Here is an 18089-nt window from a genome sequence, read left to right on the forward strand (position 1 = left end):
GAGGTGCTCGGGTCGCCCGGGCACCGCTGGGTCCTGGAGGAGCCGCTCGCCGAGGACGAGGTGACCAGGCTGCTCGGCCTCGGCGCCGTCAAGGTGGACGTGGGCCGGGGCTCGGACCGGAGTCGGGTGGTCATGGCCGACCCCGAGGGCAACGAGTTCGACGCCCTGCGCACCCCGGCACCGCGGAACCAGCTCGCCCCTGCCAGGGGTCCTGTAGCCGCACTCCCCACTGCCAGACCGTTGACCAGGACAGATGCAGAAGTCCGGTGAGAGTGCCAGGCCACCCCGGCGGAAGGTGATTTCCGCCACCACCGGCGGGGGTGTCCTGGTGGGCAGGCTAAGCTGCACATGCCCCGCGGGGGAAGTCCGGTCGAATTCCGGCGCTGACCCGCAACGGTAGGCGGAGCCCGTCCGAGGCCCCGCAAGCCCGATTACCCGCGGTGTGAAGGCTCCTGTCAATCGCCGTGGACTGCGAGAGGTGCTGCGCAGGGCGCCCCGCGCCCGGGGCCGCTCCTTCTGTTGCGCAGGGGCACGGCCTGAGGCGAAAGCGACCCGTCCGTGGCCACCACCCTCGAAACCGAACCTGCCACGCCCGCGCACACGCCCCGTACCGGAGCCGGGGCCGCGTCCCCCCGGCGCGTTCCACTGCCCCTTCTCCTGATCGGCCTGGGCGCCGCTCTGCCCGTGTCCCTCGTCTGCGGGGTGGGGATCGGGGCGTCGGGGATCTCCTGGGGCGAGGTGCTACACCACCTGTGGGCCGGGTTGACGGGCGGGTCCATGACCCCCGGCCAGGTGCCGGCGTACACCATCGTCTGGGAACTGCGCCTTCCCCGGGCCGTGCTGGCCGCGATCGTCGGGGCCGGGCTGTCGGCCATCGGCGTCGCGGTGCAGGCCATGGTCCGCAACGCTCTCGCCGACCCGTACGTGCTGGGCATCTCCTCGGGCGCGGCCGTGGGCGCCAACGCCGTGCTCATCTTCGGAGCCTTCGGCGCGCTCGGCGTCTGGGCCCTGTCCACGGCGGCGTTCCTCTCCGCGCTCCTGGCCATGGTGCTGGTGTACGCGATCGCCCGTACCCCTCGCGGACTGAGCCCGCTGCGGCTCGTCCTGACGGGCACCGCGATGTTCTACGGCTTCTCGGCCGTCACCACGTTCATGGTGTTCGCGGCCGAGCGCGGTGAGGCGGCTCGTTCCGCGATGATGTGGCTGCTCGGCAGCCTCGGCGGCGCCAACTGGGCCTCCGTTCCGATCGCCGCGGGGGCGGTGCTCGGCGGCCTCGTCCACCTCGCGTGGTCGGCGCGCCGTCTGAACGCCCTGGCCATGGGCGACGAGACGGCCGCCGCGCTGGGAGTGGACCCGGGGAGGCTGCGCAAGGAGCTGTTCCTGGTCTCCGCGGCCGTCACGGGGGCGGTGGTGGCGGTGAGCGGGGCGATCGGTTTCGTCGGGCTGATGGTTCCGCACGCCGTACGGATGCTCGTCGGCGCCGACCACCGGCGGCTGCTGGCCGTCGCACCGCTCGCCGGAGCCGTCCTGCTGGTCTGGGTGGACATCCTGTCCCGCGCGGTGCTCGCACCGGTCGAACTGCCGGTGGGCGTCCTGACCGCGGCCATCGGCGTGCCGTGTTTCCTCCTGCTGATGCGCCGCCGTTCCTACGCCTTCGGAGGCGTGTGATGCGGGTCGACGTCGACGCACTGACCGTCGAGGCCGAGGGGGCCCGGCTGGTGGAAGAGGTCACGCTGGGGGCGGCCGAGGGGCAGCTCGTCGGCCTGGTCGGGCCCAACGGCAGTGGGAAATCGACCCTGTTGCGCTGCGTCTACCGGGCGCTGCGTCCCTCGGCCGGTACGGTCCGGCTCGGCGGTGAGGACCTGTACGCCATGAGCGCGCGTGAAAGTGCCCGTCGGGTGGCCGCACTGCCCCAGGAGTCAGTCACCGAATTCGATTTCACGGTCGCCGAGGTCGTGGCGATGGGGCGGTTGCCGCACCAACGGTCGGCGGCCCGGACCACCGATGAGGACCGCGAGGCGTGCGCGGCCGCGCTGGTGGGGGTCGGCGCCGGTCACCTCGCCGACCGTGGCTTCCTCACCCTCTCCGGCGGCGAGAGGCAGCGGGTCCTGATCGCCCGGGCGCTCGCCCAACGACCCCGGGTGCTGGTGCTCGACGAGCCCACCAACCACCTGGACATCGCCCAGCAGTTGGAAGTGCTCGCCCTGGTGCGTGGCAGCGGACTGACGGTGCTCACCGCACTGCACGACCTCAACCTCGCCGCACTCCACTGCGACTTGCTCCACGTCATCGACGGCGGCCGGATCGTCGCCTCCGGTGCTCCGCACGACGTGCTCACACCCGAGCTGCTGGCCGAGGTCTTCGGCGTGCGGGCGCATCGCGTCCCGCACCCGGAGACCGGCGCCGTACAGCTGCTCTTCGACCGTCTCCTGCCCGCTCAGCCCACTACCTGAGGAGCCACCTCCACCATGCCGCACCTGGCACGCCCCGCCGCACTCGCGCTCGCCACGGCCCTGCTCCTCACCGGCTGCGGTGCGCAGGTCACCTCTCGGGAAGGAGAGAAGGACGGTTCCGCCGCACGTGACGGCCACTATCCGGTGACCGTGGAGAACTGCGGCCAGAAGAAGACCTACGACACAGCCCCCCAGCGCGTGGTCACCAACGACGTCGGCATCACCGAGATCATGTTCGCGCTCGGACTCGAGGGCCATATGGCGGGCTATGTGATGCCCGACGACAAGGGCGACCTCACGTCCGTTCCCTGGAAGGACGCCTACCAGAAGACCACGTGGCTCTCGAAGGAGAGGATCAACAAGGAGCTGGTCCTCGACGCCCGTGCCGATCTGGTCTTCGCGGGCTGGAACTACGGCTTCAGCGAGGGAACCGGCTTCACCCCCGCCGAACTGGACGAGGTGGGCGTCGACTCGTATCTGCTGAGTGAGTCGTGCCGTAACGGGAGAGGGAAGGCACGGGGCGTGATGTCGCCGCTCGACGCCCTCTACACCGATCTGCGGAACCTGGGAAGGATCTTCGACGTCGAGGACCGTGCCGAAACCCTCATCGCGACGTTCCGGGAGCAGGTGGCCGAAGCGCAGGCGAAGGCGCCGAAGGGGGCGGACCGTCCGAGGGTCTTCCTCTACGACGACGGGCGGGACAAGCCGCTGACCTCGGGTGCGTACGCAGGTCCGCACGACATCATCACCAAGGCGGGCGGTGATCACGTCATGAAGGACCTCAAGGACAGCTGGACGACGGTCGGCTGGGAGACCGTCGTCGAACGCGACCCGGAGGTGATCGTGATCAACGACTACGGAGACACCAGCGCCGACCAGAAGCGGAAGTTCCTGAAGTCCTACCCACCGCTCGCACACGTCTCGGCCGTCAAGAACGACCGGATCGTCGTCCTCGACTACGTGGACCTGGTGGAGAGCCCGCGCAATCCCGCGGCCGTCAGCTCGCTCGCCGCAGAGCTGAGGAACTTCGACCGGGGCGGATCCCCCCGGGGAGAGGAGTGAGGCCGCATGTCCGTCGACGCGAACCCGGTCGAAGCGACGTCCGGTCAGGCCACGGCCCCGTCGCCCGCCCCGGCGAACACCCCCGCGCCCTGCCGGGTCGTCGTGTGCCGGGACTGCTGCTGCGGCAGCTCCAAGGTGCCCGGCGTCGACCACGCGGCGCAGACGGCGCGCCTGCGCGCGGCGGTTCCGACACGGGTGTCCGCCTGTCTGGACCTGTGTGAACAGGCCAACGTCATCGTCGTCCAGCCTTCCGCGGCGGGCCGGTCGGCCGGCGGCCGGCCCGTCTGGCTGGGGCTGGTCAACGACCCCGACGCCATCGAGGACATCGTCGCCTGGGCGCACGCCGGCGGCCCCGGCGTCGCACCCCTCCCGGACATCCTCGACCTCTACACCATCAGGCCGCCGCGGCGGGGCACGGCCCTTTGAGACCGCGCTCACCGGACCGCCCTCCGTGCGGCAGCGGCCGGGGCCGCTGCCGCACGAGTGGGGCACCACGGCCCCCCTCGAACCCACGTCGCGGCGCCCGTCGGAAAGGAAACGCCACAGCATGACCGAACACGCTCAGGCTCAGGCATCCGCCGAGGCCGTCACCGCGGCCCTGCACGACGTGGCGGCCCTCGGCGGCTTCTTCGTCCTGCCCGTCGGCGGCCCGGACGAGGGCTGGCACCCGCTCGACCGGTCCTCCGCGAGCGGCTTCACCGACCTGTCCGCAGCCGTCGCGCGGCGGTACCGCACCGGCGAACCGCGGATCGGCGTGTCCATCGCCCACCTCGGACACGCGGCCCGCCTCTGGTCCCCCGCCCTGGCGTGCGTGCTGCTGCACGGGATCGTCCCGGACCTGACGGAGCTGCAGCGTGCCGACGACGGACCGGCCCTGCGTCTGTCCCGCCCCGCCGGCTGGTGCGCCGAGCGGCTCCCCGACCCCGCTCTCGCCCTGAACGAGCAGGTGATGCGGCATCTGCGCGCGCTCGAGGCCGGACTGCGCATCAAGATCGCTCCGCGCCTGCTGGACGGGAACGCCGCCTCCGCACTCGTCGGGTCGGCCCATGTCCTGCTGTCGGCCCGCCCCGAGCTGCGGGAGCCGCTCACGGACCTCACCACCCGGCTGCTGAGCACCGGACGACTCGCGGGCACCGGAGTGATCACCGGCCCGGACCTCACGTTCCGCCGCCGCAGTTGCTGCCTCTACTACCGTGCGCCGAACAGCTCGAAGTGCGGCGACTGCTGCCTGGCCGGCCGAGACGGACCGTCAGCCTGACCCTGTTCGACTCGGTCCGCAGCACGTGTTCACGGCCGTCGCCGTGCACATCGAGCGCCTCATGTCAGTTACTCGTTACTCGAACTCCAACCGTTTGGTGACCATTTGACCCGGTGGTTGACCTGGGCATGACGGGCTGGGCAGGGTGAGCCGGTCTGCCTTCCGTCTCTCCTCAGGAGTCGTCGTGACCGACAGCCCCGACCCCGGCTCTGCCGCACGCCGCCCCACCCGCCGTGGACTGCTGCGCACCGCCGGACTGATGGCCGGTCTCACCGTGGCCGGTCTCCCCACCTCCGCTGGTGCGGCTGTCCCCTCCGAGACAGAACCGGCCCTGCTGCCGGCCGTCAAGAACGGCACGGTGACCGGGGCCGGAGACCGTGAACTGCGCGGTGAGTGGATCGCCACCGTCGCCAACATCGACTGGCCCTCGCGGCCCGGCCTGAGCCCCGCCGCGCAGCAGACGGAGTTCGTCGCGCTGCTCGACCACGCCAGATCGATCGGGCTCAACGCGGTGTTCGCCCAGGTCCGCCCGACGGCCGACGCGTTCTGGCCCTCACGGTTCGAGCCGTGGTCACAGTACCTGACCGGAACTCAGGGACAGGATCCCGGTTACGACCCGCTGGGCTTCATGGTCGACGCCGCGCACGCCCGCGGGCTGGCCCTGCACGCGTGGTTCAATCCGTACCGCGTCTCGCAGCAGTCCGACGTCACCAAGCTCGTGCCCGGCCACCCGGCGCGGCTGCACCCGGAATGGACCGTCTCCTACGGCGGCCGGCTGTACTACAACCCCGGAATCCCGGCCGCCCGCGCCTTCGTCGAGGACGCCGTCATGGACGCGGTGGAGCGCTACGAGATCGACGGCGTCCACTTCGACGACTACTTCTACCCCTACCCGGTGGGCGGCCAGGACTTCCCCGACGACGACGCCTTCGCCGCGTACGGCGCGGGCTTCACCGACCGGGCCGCCTGGCGCCGGCACAACGTGGACCTGCTGGTGCGGGAGGTGCACGACCGGGTGCGCGAGGTGCGGCCCGAGGCGGCGTTCGGCGTCAGCCCCTTCGGCATCTGGCGCAACGCCTCCAGCGACCCGCGGGGCTCGGCCACCGGCGGCACCCAGTCCTACGACGCGCTGAACGCCGACACCCTGGGCTGGGTACGCAACGGCTGGCTGGACTACATCGCCCCGCAGCTGTACTGGAACATCGGTCTCCCCGTGGCCGACTACGGCGTCCTCGCTCCGTGGTGGGCGGACGCGGTGCGCGGCACCGACGTGCAGCTGTGGATCGGCCAGGCCGTGTACAAGGTGGGCGACCCCGCCCAACCGGCCGCCTGGCAGGACCCGGCCGAGCTCTCCCGGCACCTGACGACGGACAAGGGGCTGCCGGGGATCAACGGCGAGATCCTGTTCAGCGCCACGGACGTGACCGCCGATCCGATCGGCGCGATCAGCAGGATGGCCGGCGACCACTGGCAGCGGCCCGCACTGCCTCCCGTCCTGCCGAGGCTCGCCGGCGGTCCCGCGCCGCTGCCCCCGCTCGCGTCGGCGACCCGGACGGCCGGCGGCGGGATCCGGATCGAGGTGCGCTCCCGCGGCAACCACGTCCCCGCGCTGTACGCGGTCCGGCTGCGCGGCGCCGCCGGCGGCGACGAGCTCGTGGCGGTGCTCCCGGGCGCACGCAGCGCCGAGTGGGCGGGGCCGGCGGCACCGGAGGGCTCGGCGTACGCGGTCACCTCGGTGGACCGTGCCAACCGCGAGAGCGCCCCCGTCACCGCCCGGTTGCGCAAACGCTGACGTCGTGTCCGGTCCGACCTCCTGGCTCCACCCGGCCGACGGAGCCAGGAGGCGCGGAACCCGCGGCAGCCACGCCGTACCGGACGTGCCGACGGGCCCTTGGCCCCCAGGCAGACCTCTGCCATGACCTCTTTCCCGTCCCGGTCCGGTGCCGCACTCGACCCACGGATCTGGCATCTGCGCCGGGGCCGGCTGCCGCCCGTCCCGCCCGCCGCTCTGAAGAGACCCGCCGCCCCACCCCAGGAGTGAGTACCCCATGTCATACGTCGTCGTCGCCCGCCACCGCACCGAGGAGGGTGAGGAGAACACCGCCCTCCCCCTGGTCGACACCATGGCCGCCGCCTCCCGCCAAGAGCCGGGCGACCTCGATGTGCTGCGCCGCGCCCCGCGCCCGGAGGTGAGGGCATGAAGACCCGTGCGGTGGTCCTGCGCGGCGTGTCGACGGCCCGCCCCTACTCCGACACCCGTCCGGCGGAGGTGGAGGAGCTGGAGCTGGGCGCCCCGCGCGAGGGCGAGGTGCTGGTGCGGATCGCCGCTGCCTCGCTCTGTCATTCGGACCTTTCGGTTGTCAACGGCGACCGGGTCCGCCCGCTGCCCATGGCGCTGGGTCATGAGGCGGTGGGCGTCGTCCAGGACACCGGACCGGGCGTCAGCCGGGTCCGTCCCGGTGACCATGTGGCTCTGGTCTTCGTGCCGAGCTGCGGCTTCTGCGCCGACTGCGCGGCGGGCCGGCCCGCCCTGTGCGCACAGGCGGCCGCGGCGAACGGATCAGGTGCGCTGCTGCACGGCTCGTCGCTGCTGACCGATGCCTCCGGCGCCCCGGTCCACCACCAGCTGGGCGTCTCCGCGTTCTCCGAACACGCGGTGCTGGCCCAGGAATCGGTGGTGCCGATCCCGAAGGACATCCCGTTCACGGTGGCGTCGATGTTCGGCTGCGCCGTCCTGACCGGCGCCGGAGCCGTCATCAACACGACGGCCCTGCGCCCCGGCCAGTCGACGGTGGTCTACGGCCTGGGCGGCGTGGGCCTGTCCGCGGTGCTGGGTGCCCGTGCGGCGGGCGCGTACCCGATCATCGCGGTCGACCCGGTCCGAAAGAAGCGCGAGCTGGCTCTCCAGCTGGGCGCGACTCATGCCTGCGCCCCCGGCGAGGCGATCGAGGAGATCCGCGAACTCACCGGCGGCGGGGCCGAGGTGGCCGTTGAGGCGGTGGGCAGCCCCGAGGTGATGGCTCAGTGCCTGACCGCCGTGGCCCGGGGCGGCAAGGTCGTCTCGGTGGGCCTGCCCGCCCCCGACCGGGTACTGGAGGTCCCGGCCCTGGCGTTCGCGGGCGAGGGCAAGTCCCTGCTGGGCTCGTACATGGGCGACGCGGTCCCGCGCCGCGACATCCCCAGGTTCCTGGACCTGTGGCGGGCCGGTCTGATGCCGGTGGAGCGGATGCACACGGGCACACTGCCGCTGTCCGACATCAACGCGGCGATGGAGGAGCTGGCTTCGGGCCGGGCGATCCGCCAGGTCGTCGACACCTCGGGCATGCTGGACACCTGACGCGGCCTGCCGGGCCCGGCCGATGGCGCCCCTCCCGTGACCGGGAGGGGCGCCATCGGTGTCTCCCCGCTTCTGCGGCAGCGGGGAGCGTCCTCCTCCAGCACCGGCGCTCGCGGCCACCGGTGTTCCATCGGACGAGGCATGGTCCGTGTGAGGTTCTGGCCCGAGGCGGGCGACCTGGGGACGGCTCCCTGGAGTGCGGTGCGTGTCACCGGTATCACGTCCACGCAAGTCGAAGAAGGCCAAGCGCCCGAAGAGGGGGGTGCGGACGAGGCCGCCGTGTCCCGCGGCACTGACAGCCGTATCCGCCGGCGATGCTCCGAGGGGAAGCCAGGTCCCCCTGTTCACCAGGGACAACGTCGTCGTGCACCACGGCCACGGCCCCGAGACGGAAGGCGGCCTTTGCCACGTCCTGCGCGAGGGGCCCGACGACGACATCATCCGCGGCCGGTGAGGAAGACGACGCGACGTCGAAACGCGGACGCCCGCCGACCGGCACGCCGACTGCGGCACGGCACGGCAGCCTCGTGCGGTCGGTGCGTGCGCCGACGCCCGAGGTGTCGGCCCGCTCGCCTGTGGCGTGACGGGAGGTCCGAGCAGGGGGATCCTGCGGTCGCCGTCCTGAGCCGCGTGATGCGAACGCTGCGACGCGTTGACCGACGCACGTGCGGGAGCGGACGCCTGCCCGGGCTCCTCCGGCGCCGGCGGCCACCGCTGGGCGACGGCGAGCCGTCCACCGGTGAGGAGGTGGTCCACGCTGCGACCGGACCGCTCCCGGCCCCGCCCACCGCTCCGAGCCGGCCCGCTGCCACAACCGCTCCGTCCGGGCCTCCACCTCCTGACGCAGGGGCGCCCACTGCCGGAACGACGCCTCGCGCGTCGCCTCCGCGTACACCTCCCGGTCGGCTCGTCCCGGCCGGTCGTTAGCCCACCCGGGGTGCCCGGACCACCCGGTCGCGATGGTGGCCGTGCGCCCCGTGGCCGCCGACCGCACGATGGCGGTGTTGCCGACCGGCAACCGATCGGTACCGGCCGGATGCGAAGGAGGCCCCGCGGTGGGCGAGCTGTACATCGACGGCGAGTGGACGAAGGCGGCGGCCGGCGGGCGGCGGGAGGTGGTCAACCCGTACGACGCCTCCGTCGTGACCACCGTCGACGAGGCGGACGCCACCGATGTGGACCGCGCGGTGCGCGCCGCCCGGCGTGCCTTCGACGAGGAGGACTGGGCGAACGCCCCCACCCGTCGGCGCGCCGACCTCCTGCTGCGCGTCCACGACCTGCTGCTGCGCGACAAGGAGGAGATCGCCCGCACCGAGACCGCCGACACCGGCAAGACACTGACCGAGGCCCGCTTCGACGTGGAGGACGTGGCGAACGCCTTCCGTTACTTCGCGGAACTCGCGGGCAAGGACGGTGGCCGTGTCGTGGACGTCGGCCCGGACGTCCTCAGTCGCGTCGTCTACCAGCCGGTCGGGGTGTGCGCGCTCATCGCCCCCTGGAACTACCCGCTGCTGCAGGCCTCGTGGAAGGTGGCGCCGGCGCTGGCCGCCGGCAACACCTTCGTCCTCAAACCCAGCGAGACCACACCGCTCACCACGATCGCCATGATCCGGCTGATCGAGGAGGCCGGCGCCCCGCCCGGCGTCGCCAACCTGGTGCTCGGCTCCGGAGCGACCGTCGGCGCGGCCCTGACCGGCCACCCCGAGGTCGACCTGGTCTCCTTCACCGGAGGTCTGAGCACCGGCCGCACCATCATGGCCGCCGCCGCCGAGGGGCCGAAGACCGTCGCCCTGGAACTGGGCGGCAAGAACCCCAACATCGTCTTCGAGGACGCCGACTTCGCCGCCGCCGTGGACTACGCGTTGGACGCCGCCTTCCTGCACGCCGGGCAGGTCTGCTCCGCCGGTTCACGCCTGCTGGTCCAGGACTCCCTGTACGACCGGTTCGTCGAATCCCTCGCCCGGCGCGCCCGGTCGATCCGCCTGGGCAACGGCATGGAGGAGGGCACGGAGAGCGGCCCGCTCAGCTCTGCCGAGCACCGTGACAAGGTCGAACGCCACATCGCCGTCGCCCGGGAGGAGGGCGCCCGGCTCGTCACCGGCGGCACCCGCCCCGACGACCCGGCGCTGAGCCGCGGCTTCTTCCTGCTGCCGACGGTCTTCGCCGACTGCGACAAGTCCATGCGCATCGTGCAGGAAGAGGTCTTCGGGCCGGTCGTCACCGTCGAGCGTTTCCACACCGAGGACGAGGCGGTGGAGCTGGCCAACGACACCCGCTACGGCCTGGCCGGCGGGGTGTGGACCTCCGACGCGAGCCGTGCCCAGCGCGTCGCCCAGCGGCTGCGGCACGGCACCGTGTGGATCAACGACTTCCACCCCTACGTACCGCAGGCCGAGTGGGGTGGCTTCGGCCGCTCCGGCGTCGGGCGCGAGCTGGGCCCCACGGGCCTGCGCGAATACCAGGAGGCCAAGCACATCTACCAGAACCTCGCCCCGGCACCCTCCGGCTGGTTCAAGGGCTGACCAGGCGCAGCAGCACGACGCGGCACACCACCCGCCCCCTCCCGACGGCCACCGAAGAAAGGCACCCCATGGCCTCCACCACCCCGCACGGCGCCGAGTCCTCCTACGACTACGTCATCGTCGGCGGCGGCACTGCCGGCTGTGTGCTCGCCGCCCGCCTGAGCGAGGACCCCGACTGCCGTGTCTGCGTCATCGAGGGCGGCCCCAGCGACGTCGGCGACGAGCGCATCCTGCGTCTGCGCAACTGGATCAACCTGCTCGGCACGGAGTTCGACTACGGCTACACCACCGTCGAACAGCCGCGCGGCAACTCCCACATCCTGCACTCACGGGCCCGCGTACTCGGCGGTTGCTCCTCCCACAACACGCTGATCAGCTTCCTGCCGCTGCCGCAGGACCTCGACGACTGGGTGGGCCAGGGCTGCACCGGCTGGGACCCGGCGACGATCCTCCCCTACCGCGACCGGCTGCTCACCAAGATCGTCCCGGTGGCCGAGGCCGACCGCAATCCCATCGCCAAGGACTTCGTCACCGCCGCCTCCCGCGCCACCGGCGTCCCCGTCATCGACGACTTCAACGCCGAGCCCTTCGCCGACGGCACCGGCTTCTTCTCCCTGGCCTACGAGCCGGAGGGCAACCTGCGTTCCTCCACGTCCGTCGCCTACCTCCACCCCGTCATGGACCGCCCCAACCTCACCCTCCTCCTGGAGACCTGGGCCCACCGGCTGCTCACCGACGAGTCGGGGAGGCTGACCCGCGTCGCCGTCCGCGGCGCCGACGGCGAGCCCGCCACCGTGCGCGCCGAACGCGAACTCCTGCTGTGCGCCGGCGCCATCGACACCCCGCGCCTGCTGATGCTGTCCGGCATCGGCCCGGCCGACGACCTGCGCCGCCTGGGCATCGACGTACAGGTCGACCTGCCCGGCGTGGGGGAGAACCTGCTGGACCACCCCGAGTCCGTGATGGTCTGGGAGACCGAGGGCCCGCTGCCGCCCAACTCCGCGATGGACTCCGACGCCGGCCTGTTCCTGCGCCTCGAGAAGGGGCAGCCGCGCCCGGACCTGATGTTCCACTTCTACCAGGTGCCCTTCACCGTCAACACCGAACGTTTGGGCTACCCCGTCCCGGAGCACGGGGTGTGCATGACGCCGAACGTGCCCCGGGCCCGCTCCGTCGGCCGCATGTGGCTGCGCAGTTCCGACCCGGCCGAGCACCCCGCCCTGGACTTCCGGTACTTCACCGACCCCGACGGCCACGACGAGCGCACCATCGTCGAGGGGCTCAAGGTGGCCCGGGAGGTCGCCGCGACCGATCCCCTGAGCGGCTGGCTGCTCCGCGAGGTCGCGCCCGGCCCGAGCGTCACCTCCGACGCCGACCTGTCGGAGTACGGGCGCCGTGCGGCCCACACCGTCTACCACCCGGCGGGCACCTGCCGCATGGGCGCGGCGGACGCCCCGATGGCCGTCTGTGACCCGGAGTTGAGACTGCGCGGCGTCGAGGGCGTGCGCGTCGTCGACGCGTCGGTGTTTCCGACGATGCCCACCATCAACCCCATGGTGACCGTCATGCTCGCCGCCGAACGCGCCGCCGACCTGCTCACCGGCGGCCCCGGGCCCACCGGCAAGGCGACGGCACGGTGACCGGACCGCGCCGTCCCGCTCTCGCGCACAGATGCCCGCAGGTCGACACGGCCGGCCGCCGAGAGTCGGCGTTCTCGTCCCTGTCCTCGTCCTGAGCGAAGGAGGAACCCGACTGTGTCGGCCAATGGAGACAAGGGCACCGGAGCCGTGCCGGAGGAGATGTCGGCGGAGGAGGTGCCGATGGGCACGGTCCGGCTCAAACCCGCGGTCTTCTTCGGGTCGGCCGTCCTCATCCTCGCGATCTCGATCTGGGCGATCATCACCCCCTCCGGTGCGGAAACGGTCATCGGAGTGGTGGTCGGCAAGATCTCCCGTTGGTTCGGCTGGTACTACTTCCTCGCCGCGAGCCTGTACCTGCTGTTCGTCGTCTTCATCGCATTCTCCAAGTACGGCACGGTCAAGCTGGGCCCCAAGCACTCCAAGCCCGACTACGGCATCTTCACCTGGGGGTCGATGCTGTTCGCGGCGGGCATCGGCATCGACCTGATGTTCTTCTCGGTCTCCGGACCCGTCAGCCACTACCTCGCGCCGCCACAGGGCGACCCGCAGACGCTCGAGGCCGCCCGGCAGGCCGTGGTGTGGACCCTGTTCCACTACGGCATCACCGGCTGGGGCATGTACGCGCTGATGGGCATGGCGCTCGCCTACTTCTCCTTCCGGTACCAGCTGCCGCTCGCGATCCGCTCCGCGCTCTACCCGATCATCGGCCGCCGGATCCACGGGCGGATCGGCGACACCGTCGACCTGGCGGCCATCATCGGCACCGTGTTCGGCATCGGCGTGACGCTCGGCATCGGCGTGGTGCAGCTGAACTACGGGCTGAAAGTCCTCTTCGGCGTGCCGGAGGGGCTTTCCGCACAGATCGCCCTGATCGTCGTCGCGGTGGCGATGGCCACCGCGTCCGCGGTGGCCGGCGTGGACAAGGGCATCCGACGGCTGTCGCAGCTCAACGTCCTCCTGGCCGCCCTGCTGGTGCTCTACATCCTGGTCGTGGGTGAACCGTTCCGTTTGCTCAACGCCCTGGTCCAGAACGTCGGGGACTACATCAGCCGTTTCCCGTCGATGACCCTGAACACCTTCGCCTACGACCAGCCCATCGAGTGGCTGGACGCGTGGACGCTCTTCTTCTGGGCCTGGTGGATCGCCTGGGCGCCGTTCGTCGGGCTCTTCCTGGCCCGCATCTCCCGCGGCCGCACCCTGCGCGAGTTCGTCGCGGCGACGCTGGTCATCCCGTTCATCTTCACCGGTCTCTTCCTGTCGATCTTCGGCAACAGCGCCCTGTTCCTGGTGCGCGACGGGAACATCGAGTTCGGTGAAACGGCCATGAACGTCCCCGAGCATGGCTTCTACAACCTGTTGACGGAGTATCCGGGGTTCCTGTTCAGCGCCGGACTCGCGACGTTCGTCGGGCTGCTGCTGTACGTCACCTCCGCGGACTCCGGGGCCCTGGTCATGGGCAACCTCAGCGCCGAACTGCCCACCCCGGTGACCGACGCGCCCTCGTGGCTGCGCATCTTCTGGGCGGTGGCGACAGGGCTGCTCACCCTCGCCATGCTCATCGTGGGCGGTGTGCACGCGCTCACCAACGCCACCATCATCATGGGTCTCCCCTTCTCCTTCGTCATGTTCCTGATCATGGCCGGGCTCTATCTGGCGTTGCGCACCGAGCGGATGCGGGCGGAGGCGAGGATCACCACGCTGCCCGGGAGGCTCTCCGGCCGTACGGTGCAGCACGGTCTGTCGGGGGCGCCGACCTGGCGGCACCGGCTGGCGCGCACGATGGCGTTCCCCGGCAGGCGGGCGGCCGCGAGATTCGTCGACCACGTGTGCCGCCCCGCCTTCCAGGAGGTCGTCCAGGAGCTGCGGGAGCAGGGAGCGGAGGCGGAGGTCCTGGAAGGCACCGACGAGGAGACCGGCCTCGCCCACGTCGGCCTGCGGGTGCCGATCGGCCCCGGCGACGAATTCCTCTACGAGGTCCGGCCCGTCGAGCTGCCGACCCCCGCGTTCGCCACCCGGTCGGTCAGCACGCACGACACCTACGTACGTTTCGAGGTCCGGCTCGCCGAGGGCAACCAGGACTACGACGTGATGGGGTACACCAAGGAACAGCTCATCGCCGACGGCCTCGACCAGTACGAGCGGCACCTGGAGTTCCTGCGGATGCGCCACGAGGCGGCCACCCGCTCGAGCTTCCCCGGCCACCGCCTGGACGCACCGGACGCACACCTGCCGGAGGAGTAGGCCCCACGCAGGGGCGGCGGCAGGGCGGCGAGCCGGTGCCTCGAGGTGCGAACGAGCGGCGGCCCGGAGCACTTACTCCGCGTGGGCCGACCGGACCGGTTCCGCCGGTGCCTCCGCCGGCGCGCCGGGCCCCGGCCCCGCCGGACCGCCCGGCTCGTCCGTGTACAGGTCCCTGCGGACCTCGATCACCAGCGCGCTCACCCGCGGGTCCTTCCCGGAGTACTCGAGCGGTGCGTACGTCCCGCGAAGGGGCTGTCGATCCCCGTGCCGTCGAAACCCGCGAACGCCTTCTCCGCGCGGGCGAGCAGCCCGGCCGGGGTGCGGAAGGGGTTCGTGCCCAGAGGCAGACGGACGGGCGGGGCCGGTGCCGTGGAGTTCGTACGGCAGGGGCTCGGTCGGGTACGAGCGCGCGTCGATGACGACCGCCCGCCCCACCGCGTCCGGCCGTTCGGCGACCGCGTCGGTCATGGCCTCGGCGTACGGGTGGAAGTACCGCTCGACGAGTGGACGTCCGTCGTGGCCATCCGGCCGCAGCTCACCCCGGTGCGACGTCCCCGTGTACACCGCTCCCACGCCGACGGCCGGCATCTCCTCCCGCTCGCCCGGGAACCGCCCGGGGTCGACGACCGGACGGGAGAGCCGGTCCACGAACCGCCAGGGCGTACCGGAGGACACCCGGGCGGCGGGCATCGGCCGGATGCCGATGCCCGCCGCCGGTTCTCGCCGGTTCAGTTGTACGGGATCACCAGCACGGACTTGTCCGTGCCCGTCTGGAGCTTCGAGGTGCCGTTGCCGATGGCGCTCCACACCTCGAGGCGTACGGTGCCGCCGTTCAGATCGCCCGGTGTGCCCGTGGACGCCTTGAGACCGCGTGCCTGCGTGTATTCCTCCCATCCGGTGACCGGGTCGGTCGCGAAGTAGTGGTACGTCTCGATCCGGTCGAAGGCGCCGTCGCCGGTGAAGTCGTAGCTGACCCGGGCCTGTTGGCCCAGCCCGACCGTGCTGCCCGCGTCCACCTGGAGCCGGAAGGCGGTCTGCGCGCCCGGGGTGAGCTTGCCGTTGACGCCGCGGACCTCGTAGACGAGGGGCTGGTACGGGGTGCCGTCGCGGTTGGCGCCGCCGGCGGAGGCGATGGTGTCGCTGCCCGCCGTGCCGTCCGTCGCCGTGGTCAGGGCGCCACCGCTGCGCAGCCGGAAGGTGTTACCGGTCGGCGGTTCCGGCTCCGGGTCGGGGTCGGGGTCTCCTGAACCGGTTCCGGTGCCGGTCGCGGTGGAACGGGCCGGTACGGAGAGGGTCTTGCCGTCGGAGAAGGTCACGGTGCGCGCCGTGGCTCCGTGGTTGTGGGCCGCGTAGGTGCGGGCGGAACCCTTGGTGAAGACGGCGGAGGTGGGGATGTCACCGGTCACGGTGGCGTCCGGGGCGCCGAGGGCGTCGAGGGTGTTGATCCAGTGGTAGGTGTGCGCCTTCGACTCCCCCGCCTCCGGGGTGTAGCCGGCGTGGCCCGCGTCCCATTTCGCCTTGGCCGCACCCGGGTCGGCGAAGGACTGGAACTCCCAGAGGATGTCGCGCCATTCGACGGCCGGGCCGCCGTTCTCCCGCTCCATCTCGGCGATGTTGCGCCGGATCGCGGCCTTCTCGCCGCCGAGGTGGAGCGATCCGCCGGTCACGGGCAGGACGTTGATGCCGTGGATCTCCTCGGGGTTGGCGGTCCACCAGGTGGCGTAGGCGGCGCCACTGCCCCACACCATGCCGACCGTGTCGTGGCCGAACGAGGACGGGAAGACCTGCTCGTCGGCGTCGAACCAGTACTGGGCGATCGACTCCGACTCGGTGGTCAGCAGGAAGGTGCCGAGGTCACGCAGCGAGGTGTCACCGGTCGCGGAGCCCCACAGGACGAGGGCGGCGCTGAGGTTGGTGGACTCGGAGGAGGACTCCTGGTTGTTGCCGGCGGCGAAACCCTGGTGCCCGGAGGCCCAGCTGTGGCCCGCGTAGACGTCGAAGCCGCGCAGGAAGGGGAAGGCGGTGTCGGTGCGGCTGGGGTTGGCGGTGTCCCGTACGAGGGTCTTGACCATGCCGCCCCAGGCGGAGTCGGCGGCCCAGCCCTGGTCGTACTGGGCGACGATCGCCGCCGCGTAGACGTAGTAGCCGTAGTGGAAGTGGTGGTCGTTCAGCTCGGTGTCGCTGCCGTAGGAGGCGGGGTATCCGGTGAGCGTCTTCCAGTCCTTGTCGTAGCTGAACTCGTTCGCGCCTCCCGCCGTGAACCAGTCCTGGAGCCTGCCCTTCATCAGGCCCAGCAGCCTGTCGCGGATGCCGGTCTCACCGATCTGGTCGGCCACCGGGACGAGCTGGGCGAGGCGGCCGAGGGCCTTGCCGGTCCAGTAGGTGTCGGTGGCGCCGGAGAAGGGGTCGGCGGCGTTCGCGACCTCGTTCAGGTACCCGCGCAGTCTGGCGGCGTCCACGCCGTTCGACTTGGGCAGCGCGGGCAGCACCGCCGCGGCCTTCTGGCTCGTGGTGAAGGAGGCCGACTCGCGGACCTTCATGGTGCCGCGCGGCGAGACGTAGGTGTAGGAGGTGAGGGGGTCCGTGGTGTTCAGCCACTGGTGGCGGTAGAGGGCCTGGAGCGTGCCGCGCTCGGTGCCTTCCTTCGCCTCGGTGGTGAGCGTGTAGGTGGCCCTGACGGTGCCCCCGGTGTAGCTCCAGGTGACCTTGGAGTCGGTGACGAAGCTGTAGGCGTACTTCTTGAAGGTCGCCAGCGCGCCGGTGGACGGCAGCACGGCGACGGAGAAGTAGTCCTTGGAACCGAGACCCGCGGTGACGGTGGAGCCGGCGACGTTCCAGTCGCTGCCGGTCGGCGCGAAGAGGGCGTAGTGGTGCCCGGCGACGGTGATGCCGAGGACGTTGCCCTGGTCGGCGAAGACGGTGGGCGCGCCGGCGGTGGTGATCTGGGCGTTGCCGCCGGAGCCCTTGGCGTACACGAACGGGGAGCCGTGGCCGATGGTGGTGCGCAGGGTGCGGGCGCCGTCGGACCACTGGGGGGTGACCGTCCAGTCGGACCAGTCGTCGGCCTTGGTGTCGGGTGAGTTGAGGCCGGTCAGGCCGATGGTGAGGTCGCGCTTGTGGGCGTACTCGTACTGGCGGCCGTCACCGACGATCGCGGGGGTCGTCGGGTAGCCGACGTCGAGCCCGCCGGCCGTGGCCTGGTAGGTGAGGGGGTGTCCGTACATGGGGGTCGAGTACGGGTTGTCGCCGTAGCGCTGGAAGGCGAGGGAGGACCACCAGTCGTTGGTGGGCACGGGCCGGTTCCGGGCGGCGGCGGTCAGCTTGGGCGTGACCGGCGTTCCCGTGTTGGTGGTGGGGCCCGACGTACCGGGGGGCCGGGTGTCGGAGTAGCTGCCGGAGCCCACGGGGACGGTGGCGGCGGCCGCCGGTGCGGCGGCCGGGCCCAGGCCGACGACGGCGAGGGCTGAGGCCAGGAGCAGTACTACTGCCGGTCTGGTGCGGGCGCGGGGGGATGGCATGGGGCACCTCGAGTTGTGACAGGAGGGAGTCTGAGAGCGCTCTCAGGTGGCCGGAACG

General features: G+C 71.7%; 12 protein-coding genes, 2 pseudogenes and 1 riboswitch. Of the genes and pseudogenes, 12 read left to right on the plus strand and 2 right to left on the minus strand.

Annotation, left to right across the window (positions count from 1 at the left end):
• Window positions 1–51: 51 nt before the first annotated feature.
• From AB0I73_RS11410 to betT, 12 genes and pseudogenes are all read left to right on the plus strand, one after another.
• Window positions 52–270, plus strand: a pseudogene (locus AB0I73_RS11410) (VOC family protein); the annotation flags it as partial.
• Between the two features lie 66 nt (window positions 271–336).
• A riboswitch (cobalamin riboswitch) is annotated at window positions 337–458 on the plus strand.
• Between the two features lie 100 nt (window positions 459–558).
• Complete coding sequence (locus AB0I73_RS11415; protein ID WP_363036113.1) at window positions 559–1668, plus strand: iron ABC transporter permease; 1110 nt, start codon at window positions 559–561, stop codon at window positions 1666–1668.
• Entirely contained in the window at window positions 1668–2453 is a 786-nt protein-coding gene (locus AB0I73_RS11420) for an ABC transporter ATP-binding protein (protein WP_363036115.1), read from the plus strand. Before AB0I73_RS11415 ends, AB0I73_RS11420 begins: the two co-directional genes overlap by 1 nt.
• Before the next feature lie 15 nt (window positions 2454–2468).
• Entirely contained in the window at window positions 2469–3515 is a 1047-nt protein-coding gene (locus AB0I73_RS11425; RefSeq protein WP_363036117.1) for an ABC transporter substrate-binding protein, read from the plus strand.
• 6 nt (window positions 3516–3521) lie between these two features.
• Complete coding sequence (locus AB0I73_RS11430; RefSeq protein WP_363036119.1) at window positions 3522–3941, plus strand: (2Fe-2S) ferredoxin domain-containing protein; 420 nt, start codon at window positions 3522–3524, stop codon at window positions 3939–3941.
• A 121-nt stretch (window positions 3942–4062) separates the two neighbouring features.
• Complete coding sequence (locus tag AB0I73_RS11435) at window positions 4063–4773, plus strand: (2Fe-2S)-binding protein (protein ID WP_363036121.1); 711 nt, start codon at window positions 4063–4065, stop codon at window positions 4771–4773.
• Window positions 4774–5032: 259 nt separating this feature from the next.
• Window positions 5033–6256, plus strand: a pseudogene (locus AB0I73_RS11440) (family 10 glycosylhydrolase); the annotation flags it as partial.
• 565 nt (window positions 6257–6821) lie between these two features.
• The gene (locus AB0I73_RS11445; protein WP_363036123.1) at window positions 6822–6974 is read left to right on the plus strand and encodes a hypothetical protein; all 153 of its coding nucleotides are present in this window, start codon (window positions 6822–6824) and stop codon (window positions 6972–6974) included.
• Window positions 6971–8110 carry a zinc-binding dehydrogenase gene (locus AB0I73_RS11450; RefSeq protein ID WP_363036125.1) on the plus strand — a complete coding sequence of 380 codons (1140 nt, stop codon included), beginning with the start codon at window positions 6971–6973 and terminating at the stop codon, window positions 8108–8110. The genes AB0I73_RS11445 and AB0I73_RS11450 overlap by 4 nt, the downstream gene beginning before the upstream one ends.
• A 1055-nt stretch (window positions 8111–9165) precedes the next feature.
• Window positions 9166–10632 carry an aldehyde dehydrogenase family protein gene (locus AB0I73_RS11455; RefSeq protein WP_363036127.1) on the plus strand — a complete coding sequence of 489 codons (1467 nt, stop codon included), beginning with the start codon at window positions 9166–9168 and terminating at the stop codon, window positions 10630–10632.
• Window positions 10633–10700: 68 nt separating this feature from the next.
• Window positions 10701–12272: a GMC oxidoreductase gene (locus AB0I73_RS11460; protein ID WP_363036129.1), complete on the plus strand. Its 1572-nt coding sequence runs from the start codon at window positions 10701–10703 to the stop codon at window positions 12270–12272.
• A 159-nt stretch (window positions 12273–12431) separates the two neighbouring features.
• Entirely contained in the window at window positions 12432–14513 is a 2082-nt protein-coding gene (betT, locus tag AB0I73_RS11465; RefSeq protein ID WP_363036204.1) for a choline BCCT transporter BetT, read from the plus strand.
• Window positions 14514–14585: 72 nt separating this feature from the next.
• Here the strand turns inward: betT and AB0I73_RS11470 are convergent, their stop codons facing one another.
• Window positions 14586–15320 (minus strand): N-formylglutamate amidohydrolase, encoded by a 735-nt coding sequence (locus AB0I73_RS11470; RefSeq protein ID WP_363036131.1) that lies wholly within the window; start codon window positions 15318–15320, stop codon window positions 14586–14588.
• Window positions 15242–18031, minus strand: a complete 2790-nt coding sequence (locus AB0I73_RS11475; RefSeq protein WP_363036133.1) for a glycosyl hydrolase — start codon at window positions 18029–18031, stop codon at window positions 15242–15244. Before AB0I73_RS11475 ends, AB0I73_RS11470 begins: the two co-directional genes overlap by 79 nt.
• Window positions 18032–18089: the final 58 nt, after the last annotated feature.

This window comes from Streptomyces sp. NPDC050388 (assembly GCF_040655635.1).
Taxonomy (GTDB): domain Bacteria; phylum Actinomycetota; class Actinomycetes; order Streptomycetales; family Streptomycetaceae; genus Streptomyces.

Bases quoted from the DNA above. Each gene is read 5' to 3' on its own strand.
- AB0I73_RS11450 (WP_363036125.1), top strand. From the start codon at position 6,971: ATGAAGACCCGTGCGGTGGTCCTGCGCGGCGTGTCGACGGCCCGCCCC.
- betT (WP_363036204.1), top strand. From the start codon at position 12,432: ATGTCGGCGGAGGAGGTGCCGATGGGCACGGTCCGGCTCAAACCCGCG.
- AB0I73_RS11445 (WP_363036123.1), top strand. From the start codon at position 6,822: ATGTCATACGTCGTCGTCGCCCGCCACCGCACCGAGGAGGGTGAGGAG.
- AB0I73_RS11435 (WP_363036121.1), top strand. From the start codon at position 4,063: ATGACCGAACACGCTCAGGCTCAGGCATCCGCCGAGGCCGTCACCGCG.
- AB0I73_RS11425 (WP_363036117.1), top strand. From the start codon at position 2,469: ATGCCGCACCTGGCACGCCCCGCCGCACTCGCGCTCGCCACGGCCCTG.
- AB0I73_RS11430 (WP_363036119.1), top strand. From the start codon at position 3,522: ATGTCCGTCGACGCGAACCCGGTCGAAGCGACGTCCGGTCAGGCCACG.
- AB0I73_RS11475 (WP_363036133.1), bottom strand. From the start codon at position 18,031: ATGCCATCCCCCCGCGCCCGCACCAGACCGGCAGTAGTACTGCTCCTG.
- AB0I73_RS11460 (WP_363036129.1), top strand. From the start codon at position 10,701: ATGGCCTCCACCACCCCGCACGGCGCCGAGTCCTCCTACGACTACGTC.
- AB0I73_RS11420 (WP_363036115.1), top strand. From the start codon at position 1,668: ATGCGGGTCGACGTCGACGCACTGACCGTCGAGGCCGAGGGGGCCCGG.